This window comes from [Clostridium] symbiosum (assembly GCA_036419695.1).
Lineage (GTDB): Bacteria > Bacillota > Clostridia > Lachnospirales > Lachnospiraceae > Otoolea > Otoolea symbiosa_A.
This window is the reverse complement of record CP143946.1, coordinates 685,115-709,702: the sequence shown is the minus strand read 5'-3', so window position 1 is coordinate 709,702 and position 24,588 is coordinate 685,115. Positions and strand designations below refer to the sequence as shown.

The 24,588-nt window shown below is 46.6% G+C and carries 21 protein-coding genes; 6 read left to right on the top strand and 15 right to left on the bottom strand.

Annotation, left to right across the window (positions count from 1 at the left end; all coding sequences use genetic code 11):
* Positions 1-16: 16 nt before the first annotated feature.
* From V3C10_03275 to V3C10_03230, 10 genes are all read right to left on the bottom strand, one after another.
* Entirely contained in the window at positions 17-934 is a 918-nt protein-coding gene (locus V3C10_03275; protein ID WVP62858.1) for a CoA ester lyase, read from the bottom strand.
* Positions 919-1,230, bottom strand: coding sequence for a citrate lyase acyl carrier protein (citD, locus tag V3C10_03270; protein WVP62857.1), 312 nt, complete (start codon positions 1,228-1,230; stop codon positions 919-921). The genes V3C10_03275 and citD overlap by 16 nt, the downstream gene beginning before the upstream one ends.
* 198 nt (positions 1,231-1,428) lie before the next feature.
* On the bottom strand, positions 1,429-1,965 hold the full coding sequence (locus tag V3C10_03265) for a 3-isopropylmalate dehydratase (protein ID WVP62856.1): 537 nt from the start codon (positions 1,963-1,965) through the stop codon (positions 1,429-1,431).
* 23 nt (positions 1,966-1,988) lie between these two features.
* Complete coding sequence (locus tag V3C10_03260; GenBank protein WVP62855.1) at positions 1,989-3,269, bottom strand: aconitase/3-isopropylmalate dehydratase large subunit family protein; 1,281 nt, start codon at positions 3,267-3,269, stop codon at positions 1,989-1,991.
* A gap of 23 nt (positions 3,270-3,292) precedes the next feature.
* Positions 3,293-3,853 carry an HD domain-containing protein gene (locus V3C10_03255; GenBank protein WVP62854.1) on the bottom strand — a complete coding sequence of 187 codons (561 nt, stop codon included), beginning with the start codon at positions 3,851-3,853 and terminating at the stop codon, positions 3,293-3,295.
* Positions 3,854-3,900: 47 nt separating this feature from the next.
* Entirely contained in the window at positions 3,901-5,265 is a 1,365-nt protein-coding gene (locus V3C10_03250) for an MmgE/PrpD family protein (GenBank protein WVP62853.1), read from the bottom strand.
* 116 nt (positions 5,266-5,381) lie between these two features.
* Complete coding sequence (locus tag V3C10_03245) at positions 5,382-6,548, bottom strand: PrpF domain-containing protein (protein ID WVP62852.1); 1,167 nt, start codon at positions 6,546-6,548, stop codon at positions 5,382-5,384.
* 33 nt (positions 6,549-6,581) lie between these two features.
* Positions 6,582-7,988 (bottom strand): MmgE/PrpD family protein, encoded by a 1,407-nt coding sequence (locus V3C10_03240; GenBank protein ID WVP62851.1) that lies wholly within the window; start codon positions 7,986-7,988, stop codon positions 6,582-6,584.
* Between the two features lie 4 nt (positions 7,989-7,992).
* On the bottom strand, positions 7,993-9,882 hold the full coding sequence (locus V3C10_03235; GenBank protein WVP62850.1) for a TRAP transporter fused permease subunit: 1,890 nt from the start codon (positions 9,880-9,882) through the stop codon (positions 7,993-7,995).
* Between the two features lie 32 nt (positions 9,883-9,914).
* Positions 9,915-10,964: a TAXI family TRAP transporter solute-binding subunit gene (locus tag V3C10_03230; protein ID WVP62849.1), complete on the bottom strand. Its 1,050-nt coding sequence runs from the start codon at positions 10,962-10,964 to the stop codon at positions 9,915-9,917.
* Between the two features lie 243 nt (positions 10,965-11,207).
* Here V3C10_03230 and V3C10_03225 point away from each other — a divergent pair, with 243 nt between their 5' ends.
* Complete coding sequence (locus tag V3C10_03225) at positions 11,208-12,188, top strand: LysR family transcriptional regulator (protein WVP62848.1); 981 nt, start codon at positions 11,208-11,210, stop codon at positions 12,186-12,188.
* 103 nt (positions 12,189-12,291) lie between these two features.
* Here V3C10_03225 and V3C10_03220 read toward each other — a convergent pair whose 3' ends face one another.
* The 3 genes from V3C10_03220 to V3C10_03210 all read right to left on the bottom strand — a co-directional run bounded on the left by V3C10_03220 (position 12,292) and on the right by V3C10_03210 (position 16,952).
* The gene (locus tag V3C10_03220) at positions 12,292-13,443 is read right to left on the bottom strand and encodes an amidohydrolase family protein (protein ID WVP62847.1); all 1,152 of its coding nucleotides are present in this window, start codon (positions 13,441-13,443) and stop codon (positions 12,292-12,294) included.
* A 35-nt stretch (positions 13,444-13,478) separates the two neighbouring features.
* Entirely contained in the window at positions 13,479-14,783 is a 1,305-nt protein-coding gene (locus tag V3C10_03215) for a citrate:proton symporter (protein ID WVP62846.1), read from the bottom strand.
* 432 nt (positions 14,784-15,215) lie between these two features.
* Positions 15,216-16,952 carry a phospho-sugar mutase gene (locus V3C10_03210; protein WVP62845.1) on the bottom strand — a complete coding sequence of 579 codons (1,737 nt, stop codon included), beginning with the start codon at positions 16,950-16,952 and terminating at the stop codon, positions 15,216-15,218.
* Between the two features lie 877 nt (positions 16,953-17,829).
* On the opposite strand from V3C10_03210, the gene V3C10_03205 reads away from it, so the two are divergent.
* From V3C10_03205 to V3C10_03185, 5 genes are all read left to right on the top strand, one after another.
* Positions 17,830-18,480 (top strand): hypothetical protein, encoded by a 651-nt coding sequence (locus V3C10_03205; protein ID WVP62844.1) that lies wholly within the window; start codon positions 17,830-17,832, stop codon positions 18,478-18,480.
* Position 18,481: 1 nt separating this feature from the next.
* Entirely contained in the window at positions 18,482-18,949 is a 468-nt protein-coding gene (locus V3C10_03200) for a hypothetical protein (GenBank protein ID WVP62843.1), read from the top strand.
* A 23-nt stretch (positions 18,950-18,972) separates the two neighbouring features.
* Entirely contained in the window at positions 18,973-20,397 is a 1,425-nt protein-coding gene (locus tag V3C10_03195; GenBank protein ID WVP62842.1) for an amidohydrolase, read from the top strand.
* Positions 20,398-20,530: 133 nt separating this feature from the next.
* On the top strand, positions 20,531-21,235 hold the full coding sequence (locus V3C10_03190) for a DUF5058 family protein (GenBank protein WVP62841.1): 705 nt from the start codon (positions 20,531-20,533) through the stop codon (positions 21,233-21,235).
* 34 nt (positions 21,236-21,269) lie between these two features.
* On the top strand, positions 21,270-21,947 hold the full coding sequence (locus V3C10_03185) for a hypothetical protein (protein WVP62840.1): 678 nt from the start codon (positions 21,270-21,272) through the stop codon (positions 21,945-21,947).
* A 7-nt stretch (positions 21,948-21,954) separates the two neighbouring features.
* On the opposite strand, the gene V3C10_03180 is transcribed toward V3C10_03185, so the two are convergent.
* Entirely contained in the window at positions 21,955-23,301 is a 1,347-nt protein-coding gene (locus V3C10_03180; protein ID WVP62839.1) for a hypothetical protein, read from the bottom strand.
* 236 nt (positions 23,302-23,537) lie between these two features.
* Positions 23,538-24,515, bottom strand: a complete 978-nt coding sequence (locus tag V3C10_03175; GenBank protein ID WVP62838.1) for a spore coat protein CotS — start codon at positions 24,513-24,515, stop codon at positions 23,538-23,540.
* Between the last annotated feature and the right edge of the window lie 73 nt (positions 24,516-24,588).

Genomic DNA, 24,588 nt, shown 5'->3' with positions numbered 1-24,588 from the left:
TCTTCCCACCGCATTTTTAATCAAGGTTCTCACCTCCCACGTTCATTCCGGCCGCCCTGGCCTTCTCAAGGGTTGCCTTTGCGCGCAGCTCCATCGGTTTATCGAGCATGCTGCCGTCCAGCGTGATGACACCCTTTCCCTTCTGCTTTCCTTCTTCCAGAGTCTGAAGCACTCTCACCGCATAGCGCACTTCCTTCTCACTTGGAGCAAAACAGGCATTGACCGCCTCAATCTGTTTTGGATGGATTACCGTTTTGCCGTCGAATCCCAGATTTCGTGACAGGGCGGCATCCTCTTTAAGCCCCTCCATATCGTTAATATTGGAAAATACAATGTCAAGGGCGTCGATTCCTGCCTCACGGCATGCCAGAAGAACGGCATTCCTCGCATAAAACACCTCCATGCCGGTTCTTGTCCTGACCGCTCCCATACTGGCAGTAAAATCCTCCGCCCCGAGAGCCATTGCCTCCACACGCGGGTCGGCCAGGGCAATTTCCCTGGCATTCAGTACCCCCATATAGGATTCAATATTGCACCACAATCTCGTGGCCCCCTCTTCTATTCCCGCCTTTTTTTCAATCTCCGCTATTTTTGCGGAAATGGATTTCACCTCTCTTCCATATTCCACCTTGGGAATCCGGATAGCATCCGGCCTCGCCCGTACCACGGCCTCCAAATCCTCCTCAATGTATTCGGAGTAGATGCCGTTTACACGGACCACCACGTATTTATCCTTCGGTCTGTGGTATCGCAGGGCATTGCAGACCAGAAACCTGGCCGAGTCCTTCTCCGCGGCCGATACGGAGTCCTCCAGATCGTAAACGAGGCAGTCCTCCTCGTAGAACGCCGCCTGGATCATATTGACCGGGCTGGATGCGCTGGCATACAGGGATGTCCTTTTTAAGCTGCTTTTCTTTGTCAGGCTGTTTTCCATAATGCATCCTCCTTTGACCAGTCGTATTTCTCCCCGGAAGCGCGGAGAATCACGGCCTGCATTCTGGAACGTATCACGCAGTCCAGCGCTCCCTTGTCAACCAGGCTGACTTCGGCGTCCTCCACCCCAAACTCCTCCAGGACCTCTTTCACCGTCTTTAAGATCTCGTCACCAAAAATGGTTTTGACGACGCTGTCCAGTTCAATTTCTATTCCTTTTCCTTCATTCGGCCTGATTGTAATCTGCACATCGCTGGATTCCAGCGTGCCGCAGACGGCCGGTTTGTTAATCGTCATAGCGTCTCCCTCCGAAAAATGATATTACTTTTAATATAGCAGATTTTTATCATAATCAAAAATATGATTTTAATATGTCTCTCATAAGTAATACATATTTGATTTAGAAAAACAGGCATTGGAAATCTAATTTTAAAACTTCTGGCGTTCACACATTTTCCTTCGGTGTTCTATCCAAACTGCAAAAATGTTTTTCTTCTACTCTCCAACTTTTTCTGTTTGTTTTATTTGATATTTCAAATATGGAAACAGTCCGCCCGCCTTCATAATATCATTCTCCAGATTACTGACGGCATCACCGTGAAATTCTTTCCGGTTCGTCAAGTCCCGGATCGTCCCCGTTGCAGTGTCGATCTCAAGTTCATCTTTATCTGATATCTCACCATTTTTAATCGCTGCCCCAAGACCTTTGACAAAGAGAACCAGATATCCGTTATTGACCGCATTCCGGTAATAAATTCTGGAAAACGTCTCCGCCAGGACACAGGGAACACCTCCGTACTGGAGACAGTACACGGCATGTTCCCGGCTGGAACCGCAGCCGAAGTTTTTTCCGGCCACAACTATGTCACCCGGCTTTACTTCTTTGGCAAAGTTCTCCTTGCCGGGATAATACTCAAATGCATACTGGGGCATATTTTCCGGATCCGTCTCCGCCAGATATTTATTGTGGTATATCAAATCGGTATCGACATCATCGCCGAATACCCAGGCTCTCCCTTTAAAAATGCTCATATTCATTTCCTCCATTTTCCCAATTATCCGAGAATCTCCCTCGGGTCGGTGATACAGCCTCTGACCGCCGTCGCCATGGCCGACATCGGGCTCATCAGATAGGTATGGCTTCCCTTCCCCACTTTGCCGATAAAGTTCCTGTTGGTTGTGGAACAGCCGACGTCACCGGACGGCAGGGCTCCGTAGTGCTCCGCGGTGCACAGGGAACAGGTAGGATTTGTAAATACAATGCCTGCTTCCAGAAATTTTTCAATCATTCCCTCTTTTGCGCACCGTATCTGAACTTCCGTAGTGCTCGGGGTAATAATCGCACGGATACCGGGACTGATTTTCCCTCCCCCGGCCATCAGCACGTCATAGGCTGCCTTCAAATCTTCAAAGCGGCCGTTGGAACAGGAACCGATATGAATCTGGTCAACCGCGGTGCCTGCAACTTCGCGCACGGGACGGACATTATCCGGGGCGTCCGGACAGGATGCCAGCGGTTCCAGATCCGTCACATCATAGTGCAATACCCTGCAGTATTCCGCATCGGAATCGGCTGAGAGCAGCTTCGCACGCTCTCTTACCTCCTCCCCTGCCCTCTCTGCCAGCCATTCAAGGACTTCTCCGTTCGGCATAATTAACGGGACTTTTCCGCTCATTTCCGTGACCATGGAACAGAGTGTCAGCCGTTCTGCCAGTGTAGCGCGTTCGATTGTCTCACTGGTAAATTCAACTGCGAGGAAATCCATACCGCTGGCTCCCAAATCACCGACAATGTGGGTCAGCAGATCCCGCATGCACACTCCTCTTTGAAAGGAGCCGGTAACTTCTATTTTCATCGTCTCCGGCACGCGGAACCAGTTTGTCCCATTGATATAAGACGCCGCAATATCGGAATTTCCCACACCGGTTGCAAATGCGCCGACTGCTCCCAGAAGGTTCATATGGCTGTCCGTTCCCAGGACCACATCTCCCGGTTTTATCAGGCCGTGCTCCAGCATAACATGCTGGCCGATGCCGTGGTTGATATCAAATACATGCCTGATTCCCTGGCGTCTGGCAAACTCACGGATGATTTTCTGGTTGTTGGAAACCTTCTCCGAATGGGAGGGCGCCTGAAGATCAAAGGTATATGCAATCTTATCGGGATCCCATACTTTTGCGTCCTTCCCCATCTCCTTTTCAAACTGCAGTACGCAGTTGGCCCCTCCAAAATCACGGGCGGAGGCCAAATCAATCCTGCACCATATGCGGTCACCGACCTCAACCGGATGGCCGGATGCCCGCTCCATTATCTTTACAATTGCTGTCTTTCCCATTTTTTCCCCTTTCACCGCTGCGGCTATTTCATGCCGAGAAATGATTTTACCGCTTCAAAATTGATAAAATCCGCCTTGTTAATCACAACCCCCTCCGGACTGCGGAGAGTCCCATCCCCCTCGTGGGCATGGTTTGCTATGATATGGCCGATTCTGCTGGAGCAGCCGTTACGCAGTGCCAGCACCGTGCCCGAAAATGGATGGCGCAGGTTCTTGCCGAGTTCTGATTTTACCGTAACTCCATCCTCATTTTTTTCATACTCAATCAGCTTTCCCACATCATGGAGCAGAGCCCCAGCAATCAACTCGTCGTGATCCAGGGTGAAAGCGGCGTCTTTCTTCGAATAGATATCATTAAATTCGTCCATGGCGGCTCTGGAAATCCGGGTAACGCCGCGCACGTGATCCAGATAACTGAACGGACAGTCCGGTATCAGCAGGGTAAACGGGATGTTATCCATATCATCCGGTTCCCAGCCTCCGGTTTTCAGTGCATCTATGTAGGTTGCGACCACCTTGTCCTGAAGTTCCCCGTCGTGAATCCAGCCGATTTCAGGGAACAGTTCTCTGATTCTTTCTTCCATTTTTATCACCTTTCCTCCGTCAGTTCCTGTCCTTATCTGTTCATACTTTACCAGTTCAGCAGGGACAGGAAATCACCCGGGTTTGTCTCCTGTTCAAACCGTGTACAGCGGTCAATGACCTCTTTTATTGTCTCTTCCTTCAAAAGTCCCGTAGCCGCTGTGACAAACTTTTTAACCAGTTCATCAAATCCGACCGGGTTCTGCGGGGAACCTTTCAGGTCATAGCACCCTTCCCCGTATTCGGTCCCGTCCTTCATGATGATTTTTACCTGTGCTCCCCGTTTTTTGGGGTACAGGGCATTGACCTCATCATCAATGCGGACTGTCACCAGCTTTGCCAGTTTCAGATACTCCTGGTTTGTATAAGCTTCTTCCTTCAGATGGCGGACGGCAACGCCATGCTCCTTAAGCGCCAGGGCAACACCGTAAGGAATGCTGAACTTTGCCTCGCCCGGATTCTTTGGTTCATAAATAATTCCGGTCAGCTCATATGCCACCCTGTGGGTTCCTACCTCCACGGCAGCCACATCTTCCGGAACAATATGATTCTTTACCGCCAGATTCAATACGGCCTCAATGGCCGGCTGGGAATGACGGCAGGTCGGATAAAATTTATTATAGGTCTCCGATATCTGATAATCCTTCCCAAGCCCTTCCGTTACCGTCTCCGGGCTGATGGTTTTGCTCATCGCCTGGAACAGTCCCGTCCTGCCCTCGAAAACGGTTGTAGTTCCCGGCAGCCCCTGTTCCGCCACATAGGCACAGCAGATACCGTTGTAGGCGGCATTGCCCACCATCACACATTTGGACTGCTGCCCCGAGACGGTGGCCTCCATCAAGCCGGAAGCCTGAAGACCCGCCATGCCAAGGCCGTTGGCCATCCTCCCTTCGTCCAGTTTCATCAGTTTGCCGGTGACTGCCATCGCGCCTACCGTATCACAGGTTGCCGTCGGATGAAATCCCCGGTCAATGAGCTGGGGGCTCTGTGCAACCGCAAGCCGATATACAATCTCATATCCCAGCACAATTGCGGTCAGTATTTCTTTTCCCGTGGCATTCAGCTTTGCCCCCATGACCAAAGCCGTCGGAACAACCACTGCACCCGCATGGACGCCGGCAAATTTATGTCCGTCATCCAGTTCTATTGAATGGGCGAATGTAGCGTTCAGCATCGCCGCTCGTGGGGCAGGAAAACGTAGACAGGGATTTTCTCCGATAATTCCGCATTCTCCTTTTCCAATCTTTTCCATCGCTGCAATCAGCGCATCCGCATAATTCCATCCTGCGCGGCCCGCCAGCATGGCGCCGATTGTGTCCAGCAGACGCTCCCTGGCTAGATCTGCCACACCGGACGGAAGATCTCCGTAATTTGTCTTTACAAGAAAATCCGCAAACTGATGTGTTAATTCCATTTTTACTTCCTCCTGTGATATGATAATAGCAGTTATTAGGAGAACAAATTCATATAAAACAAAGCTTTCTCGGAAATTTTCTTCAAAATAAGAGAATTAAACTGTTCAAAAAAACTTTATTCTCTGATATAAACATATCCCTCCATAATGCGGCGCGCCGTACGGTCCAGATTACCGCTTAGAACATCATGGCTTCCATCCTCATTGATTTTTAAATCAGCATAGGTATCCATGATTCCCCACGGATGTCCGATACGGAGATGCTCAATGCGGTTGGTTCCCAGTGTCCGTCCGACAATTTCATTCACAATAGTCCCCGGAGTATTGGCAGCCGTTATAGTACAGATTGCTCCTGTCCCCATATAAGCGTCTATCATTTTCATTCCCACTGAAAAAAGGCGTGCCGTAATATCCGTTTCACCGGCGGCAATATTTTTTCCACTTCCTGCAACATAATCATGGGGGACCGTGACAAAAGCAATCTTTGGCAGAGTCTGGCTGTTTATTCTTGCATCTTCCAGATCTTTTGCAAAGCCCAGCAAAACAGCTCCTGTTCCGCGTATGAGTTCCAGAATCCTGCAGATTTCTTCACATTCAGGAAGGGCGTTAAATTCTGACGGTATTTCTGTTCCTTTTACCCCAAAATCCTCCGGGTGGACAAAAATCACGGGATTCGCCGAGTCAACAAAGGAATATTCATATATTTTCCCTTCAATTTCAATTGTATCTTTGGCATTTCCAGTTGGCAGAAGCTTTCCGGAAGCCGCTCCCTGGGGTGAGATAAATTTTAATGTCACTTTAGCAGCTGTGCCTGGCACTCCGTCAATTGAAAAATCACCTTCTGTCACGGCTCGGCCGTCTTTAACCGGCACACATTCTACGATTTCTTTTTGGGTATTTGTATTGAAAATATGTACTTCCGTCATCGGTTCCACTGCTTTAACAAGTCCCTCATCTATTGCGTACGGGCCTACCGCAGATGAAATATTACCACAGTTCATTGTTTTTCCGACAATTGGATGATTCACATCCACCTGCCCGAAATCGTAGTCAACATCAATTCCCGGACGTTCACTTTTTTTGATTACCGCCACTTTACTGGTTGAAGTATTTGCTCCGCCCATACCGTCAATCTGACGGCGGTCAGGACTTCCAAATGCACTCAAAATCACTTTATCACGCTCATCGGCATTTTCCGGCAAATCTTTGTCCTGGAAGAACACTGCTTTACTGGTGCCGCCTCTCATATAAACACACGGAATTTTCCTGTTTGGTTTGCACACTTTTTATATCCTCCTGTCCGTTTAAAGTTTTATTTATGCTGACGTTTTCCTTCCGCTCCCCTCCGTCTCCCAGGGTGCAAATAATTTATACATTCCCGTCAGCTCTTCGAAATTACGGATATCCCCGTACATTGCTTCTTCATGCTTGTGGAATGGAGTATCCGAAAGCAATCTTTTAAATTTTTCTTCCAACTCCTCCCAGCCAAAAGGAGTTTCCGACTCCCCTCTTGGCAGCGGCATCCACTGTTTGAACACTCTTCCTTCTGTTGTATAAATTATCATGTTAACAGCCGCCCAGTGGCTAGGATTCTCTTTAACGTATCCGTCTATTCTTTTATCCATTTTTAAGATGATTCTTGACGCCAGATGACGTATGTCTTCCCGTTCCATAGACTGGAGCAGTATCTCGTCACTACTTATGTGTCCCTCTGCCATTGCCACAGCCAGAACAAATTCAATACTGCACTGTGCGCCAATCAGAGTATCCGGCCGTGGATTTGACAGCCTTCCAACAAATGAAGTCGTCTGTATCTCTATTCTGTCGACATTTTTTGCCGTTATCCCCTCTTTTTTTCTGATATCCAACAGGGCATCCACCGCTCCGTGCAGTCCTCTCATGCAGGCATGCTGCTTAAAATAAGTTTCGTTAATTTTAAAATCCCGTCCCAAACCGGCCAATACATTTGAAGCATCCGGAGCATTAGAAAATGCCTGAAAAAATCCTTTATCTCCCTCAAATATTTGTTCCGGTCCGGTAAATCCCTGTTCCGCCAACTGTACAGCATCCATACCATTATTAACAGCCCAGCAGCCACACAGCACTTTCCCCATTGTTCCATCGTTCTGATATTCAATCAGCCCTCCTGAAAACGTGGAGGAAAGTCCCAAAGCATTTTTCATCTGCCGCACATCCAATCCATAGATTTTCCCAATTCCAGCAGCACAGGCAGCTGCACCGCAGACCCCCGTGGCATCAAATCCCCTCTCACGATATGATGACGGATTGATAGCCGAACCGATCCGGCAGTAGATATCATATCCGGCAACTATTGCAGTAATAATGTCTTTACCGCTGCTGTTCCTGAGCTCTCCTGCCGTCAGTACTGCCGGAAGAACCACACTCCCTGGATGCCCCATGGCATAACGGTGGCCATCGTCCAAATCGGTACATCTGGCCATAATTGTATGTGCCATCATGGAGTCTTCCTTCGACGCTTTTCCGCCCCCCATCAGAGAAACCTTCCGCTCCCCTCTGGTGGCTCTGGAATAGGTATCAATATACCTTAATATGTGTTTTCCCATATTACTGTATCTACCACAGCACATATTGCCAACACTGTCTAAAATACATTTTTTAGCCATATCTATTGTATCCTGGGGCAAATCCTCATATTTCAAGCTGACGATATACTCTGCCAGTTCATGTGCAATTCCTGTCATACATTTATATCCCCCTTTTTTTCAATGCTTTCGCCAAAAGCAGTGCCGCCACACAAAGGATCACTCCGGCCACATCGGCTATTATTCCAGGCCACAGCATCATAATCGCCGCAGCAGCCAATAATAGTCGAACCGCTTTATTTTGAGACGGTACCGCATACATTGCCCCGACTAAAGCGGTGATCGCAATAACCGCCATCACCGTTGTCTGGAAAACCTCAAACGGTGTCCCCTGCCCCAGTATGGAAGGGCGTAAAACAAACATATAAGGAAGAATAAAACCAGCCAGGCCAATTTTGACCGCTTTCCAACCAGTTCTGTTTGCATCTGCACCGGCAATACCTGCTCCAGCGTATGAAGCTAAAGCAACGGGCGGCGTAATAGCCGCTATAACTCCAAAGTAAAATACAAACATATGCGCACTGAGAGCAGGTACTCCCAATTCAATAAGTGCAGGGGCAGCTAAAACCGCCAGAATAATATAAACGCCTGAAGTCGGAAGTCCCATTCCCAGAATAACGCCGGCTATCATTGTTAAAATCATCAGAATATATAAATTGCCACCCGATAAAGCTACCAGTAGTCCAGAAAGCTTTAAACCAAGCCCTGTCAGCCCCAGCATGCCAATGGCAATACCTGCGGTTGCACAGGCCAAGGCCACACTGCTGATTTCTTTTGCCGACTGCCCCAGAGCTCTTGCAAGCTCTTTAGGGCCCATTTTATTTTCCTTTGTAAACCAGCTTACAATCAGCGTAAAAACACACGCATAGAGTGCGCTCTTATTACTCGATATCTGTAATACAACCATCATCACAATCAGGGCAATAATCGGAAAAAGCAGGAATCCCTCATAGCGAAGTACTTTCTTTCCATCAGGCAGTTCTGAAGCTTTCATCCCTTTTAAACCGGACTGCACCGCCAACAGGTCAACCACAACAAAGACTTCATAAAAATAAAGTGCCGCTGGTATAACCGCGCATAGCGCCACCACATTGTATGAAATTGCCAGATTCTGAGCCATGATAAACGCTGCTGCTCCCATAATAGGAGGCATTATCTGGCCTCCTGTAGATGCTACCGCGGATACCGCCCCGGCCACCTCAGGATCATATCCAACCTTTTTCATCAGTGGTATTGTTAAACTTCCAGTTGAAGCCACATTGGCTATAGCGGAGCCATTAATCATTCCAAATAATGCACTGGCCACTACTGAAACTTTGGCAGGGCCTCCTCTGACACGTCCAAAAATTGAAAACGCAATATCAATAAAAGCCTGTCCTGCGCCTGAATACTGTAAAAATACACCAAAAATTATAAACATAATAACTACTGTAGCAGAAACGCCGGTCGGCGTTCCAAAAATGCCATCATCAGACAGCAGTAGATAAGTGCCAATTCGTTTCCAGGTGTAACCCTTACTCGCCATTGCTGCCGGAAGAAAATTTCCATATTTCGCATATAATACAAATACCAGGGCAATACAGGGCATAATCCAGCCAATACACCTTCTGGTCACTTCCAATACACAGATTATCAGGCAAACACCCAGAATTACATCCAGATTAGTAGGCCGGCCAATATGCATAAATAGCTTTGAATCATTTACAAACAAATATATCAATGTCACTACGGACATAAAAACGATAAAAACATCGGTTATTACTTCAACATCTATCTGAAGGGGGCCCGGACTCCATTTTTCATCTTTCAGTTTTTTTGTAATAGTTCCCAGGCATGCGATAATCAACACCATGCCGACATGGAAAGTTCTCTGGCTCATCGCCGTAAAAGTTCCTACCCATGAAGCATACAGATGAAAACCGCACATCATTACCCCCAGTACGATCATCACAAATTCCAGCATTCCTGCTAATCTTTGTCTTTTCTGATCCATCTTACTCTTCTCCTCATATAGTCATAACAAAGTTATTTGTTTCTCTTAGCCTCTTCAAAATACCTTGCCGCCCCTGGATGTATTGGAATTACAATGCTGTCCAGAGCCGTATCAACATTATAATACCCCGCATCGATTGCAATTTGTCCCAACTCGTCAACATTTTCAAAAATGACCTTACAGACACGATAAATAATATCTTCCCCTACACCCTCATGTGTAAATAGCCATACCGGTACAGCCGGAGATAATATATCCTCATCCTGCCCCTGATACGTCCCCGCAGGAATTGTGTTATAAAGCCAGGTTTGGTTTTTTTCAAGCGCAGTTTCCATTTCCTCCTGCGACAGTCCTATAAAACGAACTTCTTTTGTAAATGCCAAGTTAGAATAGGCAGACGCCGGGAAGGAAAGACAGGCTATCAATGCGTCTACATCACCATCACTCAAAGCATCTGCTGCCTGATCATGCCCCAAATACTGCCCCTGGTAATCCTGTCCGATAACCAATCCTGCAACACTTTCGAGAAGAGACGGTGAAAAATACGGTGCACCTGCCGGCCCAAGGCTGATTTTCTTTCCTTTTAAATCCGATAGTGAATAAATATCTGAATCAGCCATTACAATAACATGAAACGTATTTTTAGCTCCCGCGCAAATTGCCCTTAGATTGTCAGCAGGACTGCCTTCATAGTCTCGTTTCCCCTCATATGCGGAAGCTATGTCATCCGCCATCCCCATTCCAATTGTTGTCGCTCCGGACGAGATAAGTGCAATATTTTCTCCGGTTCCTCCCGTTGTTTCACTACTGCATATCAGTGCCGGATCGTATTTCTGAATCGTCTGGGCAAGGGCCGTACCTACCATATAATAATTACCACCGCTGGCTCCCGATGCAATACTTACATTCGCCTGTTTTAAATAATCAATATCTGCTCCTGCCTGGAAATCACTTCCAGCCTCCTCAACGCCGCCAACCCCCTCAGCCGGTGCATTAAGCCAGGCACAGCCGGTCAGCCCGGCAGCTGCCATTATTGCTACTGCTGCGAAGAACCACTTCATATACTGTCTGCGGTACCCCATTTTAATTCTCCTTTCTCCTTCTGCTGCCCTTTTTAAACTATCCCATCAAAATGAACTGAACTGATGAGTATCTTTTATATTAAAATTTTACCACCACATAGCGAAACGAAAAAGCACATAAATATTGTATATATGCAATCTGTAATTGCAGCACTCCTGTGTAACTGTTTACTTGATATGGCGTACAAAACATGTTATGATACTTTTAAAAATCCCTGAATCTACATATAAGGAGGTACAAAGATGCTGCAAAATTATCATTATTTTCTCGTTCTTGCCGAAGAACAGAATATATCAAAGGCCGCCAAACGGCTATTTATCTCTCATCAATGCCTCAGTAAATACCTCAAAGATCTGGAACAGCATTATCACGTTGCATTATTTAACAGAAAACCTTCCTTATCGTTAACACCAGCCGGAAAAATTCTTCAGGAGTCCCTTCTCCAAATTCAACTTATTGAAAAAAACATAGAAAGTCAGTTTTTCGATTACTATAAAGCCGATACCGGGCTGATTCATTTGGGGACCACCGAAGGGCGGTATCGAATCTTGATCCCTTCCCTGATTTCTTCTTTTCGTGAGTCCTATCCCGATGTACAGCTTTTGGCGGAATCTGCTACAGCAGAAGAGTTGACCGAAAAAATTTTAAATAATAAACTGGACATGGCAATCTCAATTGGATTTACTTCCCAGGATCACCGCCTGGTCAGCAAACTTCTGGTGAATGAAAATCTATACCTGGTTATTTCTGAAACAATGCTAAAACGATATTTCCCGGAGCGTTATCCCAGATGTAAAACCGACTTTGAAAACGGTGTTAATCTACGTGAGTTTACTCATGTACCATTTATCTTGAACAAAAAGAAAAGAATCTCCAGAAATATGCTGGATCTTTATTGTCTTCAAAATAATATAACTTTAAATTGCTGCATGGAATTATCGCAGGGAGATATGCATTATCTGATGACTGCCCAAGACTACGCAGCAAGTTTTTGTTTGTCTATGTACGTTTCGGCTATTGAGGCAATTAACCAGTCCGGACAGGGTGCCTCCCCTTTGCACGTTTTTCCAATTAACGGAATGAACTTAACCAGTCCTACCCATCTTATTTATCGAAAAGATAAAATATTTCCGGAATATGGAAAACATTTGATCCATCTAATCGAAGAACATTGCAGACTTTATAAAACCTCATATGCTTTTTCTGAAGATGCCCATCTTTAGACTTTATCCTCTCCAGATTTACCTTAAATATAAAAACTGCACTTACCCTCTCTTAGCTAAGTGCAGTTTTTATATGATTTCTATTTTCTTTCAACTTTTATGGCTATGCATACATCTCTGATGAAAGAAATCTTATTTTTCCATCCAGAATAGCCGCTCTGGGCATAAAAAGCTGTGTCCCACATATGCTGCCTCCGAATATATCCTTGAACTCTGTTTTTTTCTCTATTAACTCTAAAATTGTTATATCAGCAGACGTCCCTTCCCGTAAAGTCCCCAAATTTTTTTCTTCTCCCATCTGTAATGCAGGTGCTGCTGTTACCCGTTCCACTATTTGTTTTACAGTCATTCCCAGTGCAAGATATTTTGACATAACAATTGGAAGGCTGAATACCCATGGAGAACACCAATTGCTTATATTTAAATCTGAACTGATACTGTCTGGAAAAAATTTCTCCTCAATTGCCCTGCGGGCCACCTCCAGGGAGATATTGAATTTTCCATTAGCACAATCCATAATAACGCCTCTTTTTTGAGCATCAAGCACTCTTTTATCTATGGTTCCGTTTTTCAGAATCGTCTCTCCCTTTCCATGATGGATATGCGTTAATATATCTCCACTGCGCATCATATCCGCTAAAGCTCCAATTGGTAATATGGGATCCGTAAGATGAACAATTACCCTTGTATTGTATCGTTCTGCCAGTTTCAAAGCAGCTTCCAGTGGCTTAACCCCCAAAGAGCCTAATACATTTCTGCTGACGCGAATTTTCAACCCGATAATTTCTCTTCTAAAGTTTTCAAACGCTTCATCAAACCAGTCAGTATCCCAACACTCCGGATCAAGCGGTTCAGGATACCAAGTAGGCATAATAATACCTCCGGCACTGACATTCAGCATTATTTTGGTCTTTATCTCATGTTGGGAAAGACAATGTAACAATCCTTTATAGTTGGACACACCAGTACTTCCCGCATCGATTGCCGCCGTCACACCGTTTGGAATACATAATAGATCTGCCGGAGCACCATTCGCTTGTCCAAGATAGTTAATATGCGTATGGGCATCAATCAAGCCCGGAATCACCATTCTTCCACCTGCGTCTATCTCCCGTACCGCTTCATACTCGCCTTCTGTAATTGTTTCTGTCAGTTTCACAATTTGTTTTTTATTGATAATTACGTTTCCATGCATATCAATACCTGCAGCTGGATCGAATATATGCCCGTTTTTTATTATAATATCTGCTTTCATTGTATACTTCCTTTTCGCTTCTTTCCTTTAATTACTCACAATGTAATCTGCCCCATTATTATAGCTATCACTACTAATGCAATACTGATAAGCCAAAGATACTTAAAGGAAAACGCCAGGTGGTCACGCAGCGAAATGTTTGTCATTCCGGTTCCCAGAAGGGTAACAGGCTGAATCGGCGAGGCCATCAAGCCAGCGTTTTTTCCAATAAGTAATGCGATTCCCATTTGAACCGGTGCAATCCCAAACGGTTCCCCTATCTCTGCAAGGAGTGGAAAAAGTGCATAATAATATGCATCACCTCCGAAAGGTATCCCAATGGGAAGAGCAAGTAACGCCACGATAATGTGTAGGTATTTACCCATGAAATTCGGAAGCAAGCCGACCAGTATATTAACCATCGACATCAAAATATCCGTATTGTTTACCACTCCTACCAGAACACCGGCTGCAAGCATGGTTCCTGACATCAGCAATGCATTGGGAGCATGTCTTTTAAACAGTTTTGACTGAAGGCCTGTCTCTGGGTAATTTATTACAAGCGCAATGGTACAAGCCAGCATAAATAAAATATAAGCCGGTGCAATACCCGTCACAAGCCCAATCATTAGAATTAGAGTGAGAACCATATCTACTACAACCAGCTTTGGACGTTTAAGTGACAAATCTTCTCCTGTTTTATCTTCATTTTCTGCGGAATTTATACTTGAAGCTATAAAACCTGCTCCTCTCTTTTTCTCGATTACACCAAAAATTACGCCTACAAATATTGAAAATGCTGCTCCCACTATTTGAAATGGAATTATTTGACGCCATAAATCATTCACATCCATTCCAAGTACAGTCGCTACCCGCATTGTAGGGCCCCCCCAAGGAACCAGGTTCATCGTAGTCATTGCAACACCGACTAAAAGTAACAGTGTTTCCAAACGAATATTCATTTTTTTATATAAAGGCATAAGCGCAGGTACTGTAATCAAAACCGTAGTAGCGCCGGCGCCGTCCAGATGGCCGACCATACCAATAATTACTGTTACTACTGTTACGGCTACCACATTATTTCCCGCCATACTCGTCAAACGGCTAATAAGCCCGTCAAACATCCCTGCATCTGACATAACGCCAAAGAAGATAATGGAAAATATAAACAGTGCTGCATTCTTCCATACACTCCCCACCCCACTACCAATCAGCTCTACTGTTTCAACAAAATTATACCCGGCCAGGAAACAACAGACGATTGGTACAAGAGTCAATACTACCAGTGGAATTGCCTTCCCTTTCATTAATAAATAAATTATTGCTGCAAACATAAATGCTCCTACAAGCGCTAAATACATCTTCCCCACCCTCTCTAAAAATGATTGTCTCTGTTCACATTAAAAAATCTAATACCGTCAGTATTACCACCCATCACGTCCTTGCACCGCTCCTTCTAATTTTTATGACCTCCCTCTGTTTTTTTCTTTCTTAAAACAATAAATTTTACGCACATATTACGTATATTCACAATCAATTACTTTTTCTTCGGACGTTCCGGTGATTTTATTTTAGTCAAGAAGAGACCAAATATAAAGCACATTTCATTTATAATACTGCAACAAAGAATTGCAGATCCATTCCCAGCAAATATTTTTGTAACTATATACGAAGAAAATTTTGACAGCAAAAAAGCTGCTGCAACGAAAACATGCCCCAGTCTTTCCGACTGTTCATATTTGCAATTGCAACAGCTATTTTACCATTGGACCAGCGTCCGCCATATTATAATACTACAGCAGCTTATTCACCGTCTCCATCACCGCATCCCCAAGCTTCGCGGATTTCTCATTCGCATCCTCCAGGGATGTGCCTTTGACGCCGTAATAGAATTTAATCTTCGGCTCGGTTCCGGACGGCCTTACACAGAGCCATGCATGATCTTCCAGATCATAGTAAAGCACGTTGGAGGATGGCAGCCCCGTCGGTTTTACGGTTCCCGAGGCCATATCTTTAATCGTGTCTTCCTTGTAGTCTCTTGCGGACAATACTTTATAGCCGCCGATCTCCTCCGGGGTGTTGGCCCGGAAATATTCCATGATTTCCTGGATTTTAGCCAGGCCTTCGATCCCTTTGAGGCCGATGGACTGGACCTCGTCTTTGTAGTATCCGTACTTCTCGTACATCTCTACCATGGCATCCCAGAGGGTCATGCCTTTTTCTTTATAATAAGCGGCTGCCTCACAGAGCGCTGCCGTCGCCGAGATAGCGTCCTTGTCTCGGGCATAGGTGCCGATCAGGCAGCCATAGCTCTCTTCCATTCCGAACAGGTAAGTTCCCTTTCCCGCCTTCTCGTTCTCAAGAACCTTCTGGCCGATCCATTTGAAGCCGGTCAGGACTTCCACCAGCTCTGCGCCGTAAAAACCTGCTACGGCATCCACCAGGTTCGTGGTCACGATGGACTTAACCACCTGGCCGTCGGCCGGGATCTCCCCTTTGGCCTTCTTCTGGCTCAGCACGTACTCACAGAGGAGGGAACCTGACATATTGCCGGTCAGAGGGATATATTCCCCTGATTTTGTATCTTTTACATAAACGCCCAGGCGGTCCGCATCCGGATCCGTAGCCAGTACGAGATCGGCGTCTTTCTCCGCCGCCAGCTTAAGGCCCAGTTCAAACGCCTCTTTTGCCTCCGGGTTCGGATAACTTACGGTCGGGAATTCTCCGTCCGGAAGCTCCTGCTCGGGAACCACGTATACATGGGTAAATCCGAGTTCTTTCATCACACGGCGTGCCGGAATATTGCCGGTTCCGTGAAGGGGCGTGTACACGATCGTAATCTGATCCTGCATCTTGTCGATGGCTTCCTGATTTACCACCTGCGCTTTGACCTGCGCTATGTATTTGTCGTCAATCTCCGCGCCGATAATCTGGTATTTACCGGCTGCTTTAGCGCTCTCTTCGTCCGTTGTCTTCACGGTGGAGAGGTCGGTGATTGCCATTACTTCCTCTGTTACTCCCTTGTCGTGAGGCGGCGTAAACTGTGCGCCATCCTCCCAGTAAACTTTGTATCCATTATATTCCGGCGGATTGTGGCTGGCAGTGATATTGATTCCTGCGATACAGCCCAGTTCCCGCACTGCAAACGACAGTTCCGGTGTCGGACGGAGTGATTCAAACTTATATGCCTTAATTCCGTTGGCTGCCAGTGTGAGGGCTGCCTCCTCGGCAAATTCCGGGGACATGCGGCGTGAGTCAAACGCGATTGCGACTCCCTTGTCGGCCCCTCCCTGCTTGATGATATAATTAGCCAGTCCCTGTGTAGCCCTGCGTACTGTATAAATATTCATACGATTGATTCCCGCGCCAATGATACCGCGAAGGCCTGCCGTACCAAATTCCAGATCCATGTAAAAACGCTCTTTGATTTCATTCTCGTCATTGGCGATGTTTCTCAGCTCTTCTTTTGTTGCCTCGTCAAAGTATGGATTATCCAGCCATTCTTTATAAATCTTCATGTAATCCTTCATAATTATCTCCCATCCACTGACATATTCTCATTGCTGCTTTCTAAACACAATTATAGTATATTTTTCCGAAAAAATAAAGATTTAATTGAGGAAGGAGAACGCCGCCGTTAGGTCGGGGTTCGGGATGGTGAGGGGGAGGGGGTGAGTCTTCAGTCCCGGCTTAAGTTTTGTCGCGGGTGGGGAATCCGGGCAGAAAAAGTTCCTCCGGGAAACGCTTGCGCTCTTTGGAGTACATAACGGACACTAACCTCGTGAAATACCTCGGTAAGTGCCGATGAACTCCCAGGTTCCCTGCGGAATCTTTTTCTCCCGGATCCCCCACGGGAAGGTTATGACCGGGACTGAAGACGCGAAGGTTTTCGTCATCCCGTACCCCGACTTGCGGCCGCTGATTTGTTCTATTCCTTTAAGGGGGAGAGGAGGCTCGTCGCAACTGACGAAAGAGACAATCAGCCCCTGAAGCCGGCGGACGGGGCAACACCTTCCCTGAGTCTTCAGTCCCGTCGACAACCTGCCCGGGGGAAGGAAGGAGAAAAGATTCCCCCTCACCACAACCTATAAACCGGGACTGAAGACTCATCCATCCAACCCACTCCCCCGTCCGCCGTCTTACAGAGGCGTCCTCGCATCTCAATTAAATCCTTTCCATTCCCGCCCAGTAACCCATCCTCCAAGGATTTGCCACCATACCCTCATTTACAAATAATGGCATATTCAAGCTCTCTCAAAATTTGCCACCATATAGGCCATTTTTCCGCCAAATAGAGCAAAAATAAGTCTTTTCATCACCCAAAAAACCAATTATAATTATCAGCATACATATGCGGGCCGCAATTCGAATGTAAATTTAAAAAATTCAGAAAGTGAGGACGGTTGTGTGAAAAAAGGAGAAAAAGACGGCGTAGGTTTTAAAGAGTATTTAGTATTTCTGCTTGGATTACTGTTTTTCTCCGGGTTATTCCAGAAGGGGCCCGGACCATTAAAAATACTTGATCTGCAGACATATCTAGGCCAGTTCGGAACCATAGTGGAGGGGGCTTCTCCCGGTATTCTCGGTTCGGGCGGTTCTGGTCTGAAATTTATGTTCCTTCAATCGCTGACTATCGCACCCGGCATATTTTTTGCTGTTGCCGTGGTAAACGTAGTTGACTACTACGGCGGAATGAAAGCCGCGGGCAAGCTGCTTTCACCCATACTTGGATTTCTTATGGGCGTTCCGGGAGAAAGCTCCCTGGCTATCATTGCCAATCTGGAAACGACAGATGGAAGTACCGCTATCGTCAAAGAACTGTATGAGAACAAAAAAATCAGCTCCGACCAGCGGGACATCCTGTCTACCTATTTATTTACCGGAACCGCCATCATTGGTATGATGGTCAGCTATGGCATATGGTTTCTTCCCCAGCTGAAATTCGGGCAGGGAGCGGTATTCCTCGTAGTTATCGTAATGAAATTCGTATCGGGAAATATGATGAGATTTTACCTGAAATTTGCCAATAAAAACAAAGTATCCGGGGAGGTAGAATAATATGGACGGCAGCGCAGTTAAAGAAAAACAGACTTTTATTGAAGTTTTCATGGCCGGCGCCCGCAAAGGCGTTCACATGTGGCTGAATTCCAATGTCCCGGGCATCGTATTAGCGGTTTTGATCATGCAGATCGTTGACGTTACGGGGATTATGACATTTTTAGGGAAAGTTCTCGGTCCCCTTATGAGTATTTTCGCATTGCCCGGTGAAGCAATCGTTCCCTATCTCACCTGTCTCATCTCAATGCCGGGCGGCTGCCTCAGTGCCGTCACCCTGCTCAACGACGGAATTCTTACTGCAGAGCATGTCACCATTCTGCTGCCAATGCTTATGTTAACCGGTAATGTCGGAGCAATCGGAAGAATTCTCGGCGTAACCGGCATAAAGGGAAAATCCTTTGGCGCATGCTATATCATCATGATTTTATGCACCCTCATCGCAGGTCTTATTATGAGGATTATCGTATAATGTAAAAGACGGAAGGAGAAAGAATGGAAATCACAACGGAGAGTTACAAAGAGATTATACTAAAATGGTTTGAAGAAAATGAAAGTAAAATGACGGACTTGAGCGACCGTATATGGGAATATGCGGAGACCCTGTTCCAGGAATTTAAATCCGCCGCTCTATTGGAAAGCGTGTTTGAGCAAAACGGATTCACGGTAACAAAAGGCGTGGCGGGCATCGAAACTGCATTTGTCAGCGAATGGTCCAACGGCCCCGGCCCGGTCATCGCTCTGATCGGCGAATACGACGCTTTGCCTGGTCTGGGCCACAAAATTTCTGATAAAAAGGAACCTACCGGAAAGGCCGGACACGGCTGCGCCCATAATCTGCTTGGCGTGGGCAGCCTGTCCACCGCCCTCTGCCTGAAACAGGCGATGACCGAATTGCATGTAACCGGTACGGTAAAATACTTCGGCTGCCCTGCGGAAGAAGGTGGTGCGGCAAAAGTATTCATGGTCCGTGACCATGTTTTCGATGGGATCGACGCAATTATCCGCTGGCATCCCCAGAATATTTCTTATGTAAGCGTGTCGCCGTGTCTGACGCATTATTCGGTTAAATACATTTTCCACGGCAAAGCCGCACATGCCGCAGTCTCCCCGGATGCCGGAAGAAGCGCCCTTGACGCCGCAATTCTGATGGATGTGGCTGTAAACTACCTGCGGGAGCACGTCTCATCGGATGCGCGCATTCATTCTGTTATATCAAACGGGGGAACCGTTCCAAATATTGTGCCCGATTATGCCGAAATCTGGTACGGCGTGCGTGGGCAAAAGAAGGCGGATGCAGATGAAATTATTGAGCGTATGAAAAAAATCGCGTACGGTATGGCAATGGCAACCGAGACGACCGTAGATATAAAGGTCCTCTCCGCCTCCTCCAGTACACTGCCCAACAAGGTTCTGTCGAAAGCGGCGCTTAAAAATATGCACGAAATCGGAGCGCCTGTTTTTACGGAGGAGGAAAAGCTCTTTGCCAAAAAACTGAACGAGGGAATCAGCACAGCCGACAAGGCAAAATCCATGGTAGTCCACGGAGTCACAGATCCAAAGCTGGCCGAACTCGACTTGCATGAGGGAATTTCCGACAACCTGCTTGAGAATGTCAAAGTATCCCCTTATTCCACCGACTCAGGGGATGTCAGTTGGATGGCTCCCATGTGCCAGCTGTTTATCGCAGCCCAAACCATTGGTTCACCAAACCATTCATGGCAGCAGGCGGTATGCGCCGGGATGAGCATTGGACATAAGGGCATGATTTTTGCCGGTAAAGCGATGGCAATGACGGCGATGGATGTTCTGACCCATCCCGAAATTTTAGCCGAGGCAAAGAAGGAATTCGACGAGACCATCCGCGTTTATCCATATACCTGTCCCCTTCCCCAGGATGTCGTTCCCGGAGAAACGTAACCTCAGGGCGGTATAAATCTTTCAGAACCAATAGCAGCTGCCCATAACTACAAAATTTCACCGAAGGACTCCCGTATGTACAGTGACGGTGAGTCCTCCTGTGAATTACCGATGAGATAAGGAGCTATCGATTATGACACCACATGATGAAGTTCTACAAGTAGCCAACAGCTTTCCCTCGTGGATTATCAACCTCTCTATGGTATTTCTGATATTTTTGCAGACTTTGATATTTGCCAGGATCAGTCTGCGCTACCGGGGCCAATTCAATATTACGGGGGTGGAGATTAGAAAGGCCGTCAAGTCCGGAATCATTACTACGATTGGACCGGCCTTATCTGTATTCATCGTCGGCCTTGCCCTGATTACCCAAATTGGCGCTCCCCTGTCCCTGTCCCGCCTCAGTGTGGTGGGTAATGCAGTCTATGAGACAACTGCTGCGGAAGTCGCCGCATCAACTCTGGGGACGAGCATCAATTCCGATACATACAGTCTGTCTGCCTTTACCTGCTCCGTCTGGGTTATGAATATCGGCGGCGCGCTGATGATTCTGCCTCATCTGCTGTTTCTGAAACCATTTTCCACGATGCGCCAGAAAGTGAATCAGCGGGGAAATCTGGGTAAGATAATCGGAATTTGCGCCTCTCTCGCCTCCTTTGGATACTTTGCTCTTGATTATTCTATCAAGGATATGAAAAATTTTGTGGCGGTCGGTTCTGCCGCCCTGTCCATGTGGCTGCTGACCTGTCTGGGAAGCCGCTGCAAAAAGACCTGGCTTAAGGAGTGGGCAATGGCGCTCTCCATCCTGATCGCCATTACCGCCGCAAGTATTATCTAACCAAATAACGAAAAACGGAGAGGAGCTGCAATCTATGGATGAGTATACAAGGGAATATTACAGGAAAGTACAATTTTGGGGAATGCTTACACTGGCTCTCGGAATAGTGAGCTGTTTTTTATACGGTCTCTATCTGAGTTTTGTCAGAGGTTATCATCCCGGCTGGGATAAAATATTAACCAGCCTGTTAAGTATTGGGGCAATCATGGGACATAACTGGATCGCCGTGGCCGATACCATGACCTATATTCTGCTTATGGGACCGGCCGCATCCTATGTATCCGTCCTGTCGGGCAATGTAAAGAATATGAAACTTCCCAGCGTGTTGTCAACCCTGGCCTCACTGGGGATCGAACCCGGCACGCCCAAGGCCGATATCCTCTCTACTTTTTGTGTAATAGCTTCAACCGTGGTCAACACCCTGTGTTTGATCCTCCTTGCAACCATGGGCGGCACCCTGCTGAAATTCCTGCCTCAGCGAATTTTCGGCATGATCCAGTATATCGTACCGGCCATGTTCGGCGCTATCTTTACCCAGTTTGCGCTGATGAACTATAAAGCCGCCGCAGTTTCCCTGGTTGTCGCCGCCGTTATCATCAATATTGGCGGAATCCCTGTTTTTTTAAAGACGCTTTCCACCATCATCATCACCATTATACTGTACCTTACGCTGCAAAAGCTTAAGAATCAGAAGGACCGGGAAGAGCCGTGATCCCGGTTCAGATTTTAACCGTAGGATGCGGACTAAGTCCCATCCTGCTCAGTATTTCTATATGTCTTTCCGTCAGTTTGGAATGGAAATACCGGGTCGTAACCCCGTTTGAAATCTTTGCAGACACGATGTCGTCCAGTTCATTAAACACATCCTCTGTGCTGAGTCCAAGCGGAGCGGCACGCTTTTCTATCGTGTCCGAAAAAAGGAAACTCAGAAAGTAAATGTTTAATATCATGTGGCATAAGAGCTCGTTGCTCATCTGCGCATACAGGTAGTCCAGATCAGTGGGTAAAAATATCGTGTAAAAATAGTTCTGTATCTTTTCCGTGTGGAAATATAAATCCAGTATTTTCCGTGCACCGGCATCGAGATTTGTTACCAGCACGTCCCGGGGCTCCCTGACAGATTGTAAAAGCTCCTCCACATATCCTCCGGCCGGACGGATTACAATGATTTGCTTTCCTTCAAAGAACTGTGACTTATATCCGATATCTCCGTGTACGGTAAAATACCCTCCCGAAGACACAAAGTCGCCGACGCGCCCTGCATCCTGAAAGAAAAAGGAGGCCTCTTCTTTTTTGAGCTTATAAATATATTTTATTGCACATGCTTCAAAATTTCTGCATGCCTTTAGAATCTCTAAATTGTCGCAGATAATCACATCGGAATCAGAAAAGATATCATATTGGTTGAAAGCCGGAAATTTCAGAATCTTGAAATTTACAGGCGTCATATCTTCCGTGGTCAGCGCGGAAACTACGACATTTTCAGGAATATTCTTTATATTTTTATTTATGCACAGGTTCACGTAGTTGTATTTTAAGGAACTGTCCGTATTTACGACGCTCGCCAGGCTTTCACATATGATAGTGGTATCATTTAACAGCGCCGCGGAGGCTCTGATTGACTGCTTATTTACATTCTCAGAATTGGGGACGTGAACCGCCTTAATCCAGTCGTCAAACCGCATCGCCTCATCGTGATTCGTCGAATAGTACGCAACCAGTGCAAAAACCGCATCGACCGTGGACAAATCCAATTTTTTATAGTTTGCGATGTCAACCAGCAGTCTTCTGATCCCCGTCTCCTCAAACAGGTACTTAAGAAGCAGAACGCCCCCATACCTCTTGACCGGAAGTAAGCTTATCTCCTCCATTTTCAGAGAATCATGTGTGCCCGACGAAACAGAAGCTACCAGCGCTTCCACCGTTTCCATATCGAGCCGATCCATCCTGCCCAGATTTGCAATCACCTTGTGGCGGCTCTTCCCTTTGATGGATGTGCTCTGCACCAGTTGAATATATGTATAATTTCCCTTTTGAGTTTTAACTGTCGTTTTTTTAATCCACATGCACGTCTCCCCCTATCCCTCAGGTTCAGCATACAGCGGCGCTTTTATTTTGTCAATGTTGTACCGTCCCATGTACAGAAACACGAAGATGCATGTTTCATCTATTTGCGGCAGTGAAACGTTTTACATCCCTTGATTGGCATGAGTCTTCAGTCCTGGTGCGGAATCTTTGGGACTAAAGACCCAGCCCATTCCCTCCCGGCCGTTTCGGCGGCGTCCTCATCCGCTCCCCCACCTTACCGGATCCGCTTCAGGAATTCGTTTCTGTCCTTCTGCTGCACCTCCAGGTTCTGGAGCTTCTCCACATTTCTTGAAGGAATCCAAGCCTTGTTCGCATTATAATAGAAGTTAAGCTGTTTCCAGTATTTTTCAGGATAAAGGAACAGATAATAGAGATATTCCCTCTCCTTGGCATCCATCTTAAGAACCCTGTCGTAGGAATCTAAAAGACGCATCCCCAGTTTCATATTCCATCCATGTTTTTCCATGGCCTTTCTGATAAAATGATAGAGATCCGCCACCTGGACGCCCAGATGCATTTTATTAAATTCGATTACCGCCGTGTAGCCGGGCCCCATCAGGATATGATGCTGGTTCAACTCACCGTGGCACAGATAATGCTCCGGCGCTCCCGTCTCGCTCACCATCTTTCCCAGTCCCTCGCGGGCCTCCAGGGCCTGTTCATAAAACATGGAGAAATTCCCCATCACGCAAAGCTCAAAATCCGATTTTTTACGTTTGGAGCTGATAAAATTCCTGGTGCGCCGCAGTTCCCTGTTGTGGCGCTCCATTTCCTCCGTCATCGGCTCGGCCAGAATGGAACCCAGATTCCACTCTTCCTTTGCCTCTATCTTTCTGAGGGTCTTATGGAGACGGGCAATCTGCGATACGGCGCCTATAATCTCCTCCTCATCCCGGATGTTGCACTCACGGTCTGAAAACCAGTCCTTCACCACATAACGGCTGCCGTCTCCGGCCGTCGACATCAGTTCACCCTCTTTGTTTCTGATATACTGATCCACAAAACAGCTCCCACCCGCCTTAAGTGAATGGAGAACTTCTTCCTCAAACTCCAGGCGTTTTACCGTCCCTTTATATTCACGGAGCAGCTTCAGCCCTTTGTCGGTCTCGCAGACCCAGGCACCCCTGCCTCTGCGAAACGCCTTAATTTCAAGTTCATATTGCTCTAATACTTCTGTATTTCTGTCATTCACGCTTCACCCCTCCAGACAACTTTCTTTTAAGCTACTTCTAGGGTATGTTCTCTTTTGCCCAAATATGTACCGG

Coding starts and splice junctions, on each gene's coding strand:
- V3C10_03225 (WVP62848.1), top strand. CDS start 11,208: ATGCTGCAAAATTATCATTATTTTCTCGTTCTTGCCGAAGAACAGAAT.
- V3C10_03275 (WVP62858.1), bottom strand. CDS start 934: ATGGAAAACAGCCTGACAAAGAAAAGCAGCTTAAAAAGGACATCCCTG.
- V3C10_03240 (WVP62851.1), bottom strand. CDS start 7,988: ATGACAGGAATTGCACATGAACTGGCAGAGTATATCGTCAGCTTGAAA.
- V3C10_03195 (WVP62842.1), top strand. CDS start 18,973: ATGGAAATCACAACGGAGAGTTACAAAGAGATTATACTAAAATGGTTT.
- V3C10_03215 (WVP62846.1), bottom strand. CDS start 14,783: ATGTATTTAGCGCTTGTAGGAGCATTTATGTTTGCAGCAATAATTTAT.
- V3C10_03200 (WVP62843.1), top strand. CDS start 18,482: ATGGACGGCAGCGCAGTTAAAGAAAAACAGACTTTTATTGAAGTTTTC.
- V3C10_03230 (WVP62849.1), bottom strand. CDS start 10,964: ATGGGGTACCGCAGACAGTATATGAAGTGGTTCTTCGCAGCAGTAGCA.
- V3C10_03255 (WVP62854.1), bottom strand. CDS start 3,853: ATGGAAGAAAGAATCAGAGAACTGTTCCCTGAAATCGGCTGGATTCAC.
- V3C10_03180 (WVP62839.1), bottom strand. CDS start 23,301: ATGTGGATTAAAAAAACGACAGTTAAAACTCAAAAGGGAAATTATACA.
- V3C10_03220 (WVP62847.1), bottom strand. CDS start 13,443: ATGAAAGCAGATATTATAATAAAAAACGGGCATATATTCGATCCAGCT.
- V3C10_03190 (WVP62841.1), top strand. CDS start 20,531: ATGACACCACATGATGAAGTTCTACAAGTAGCCAACAGCTTTCCCTCG.
- V3C10_03250 (WVP62853.1), bottom strand. CDS start 5,265: ATGGAATTAACACATCAGTTTGCGGATTTTCTTGTAAAGACAAATTAC.
- V3C10_03210 (WVP62845.1), bottom strand. CDS start 16,952: ATGAAGGATTACATGAAGATTTATAAAGAATGGCTGGATAATCCATAC.
- V3C10_03260 (WVP62855.1), bottom strand. CDS start 3,269: ATGGGAAAGACAGCAATTGTAAAGATAATGGAGCGGGCATCCGGCCAT.
- V3C10_03235 (WVP62850.1), bottom strand. CDS start 9,882: ATGGATCAGAAAAGACAAAGATTAGCAGGAATGCTGGAATTTGTGATG.
- citD (WVP62857.1), bottom strand. CDS start 1,230: ATGACGATTAACAAACCGGCCGTCTGCGGCACGCTGGAATCCAGCGAT.
- V3C10_03265 (WVP62856.1), bottom strand. CDS start 1,965: ATGAGCATTTTTAAAGGGAGAGCCTGGGTATTCGGCGATGATGTCGAT.
- V3C10_03185 (WVP62840.1), top strand. CDS start 21,270: ATGGATGAGTATACAAGGGAATATTACAGGAAAGTACAATTTTGGGGA.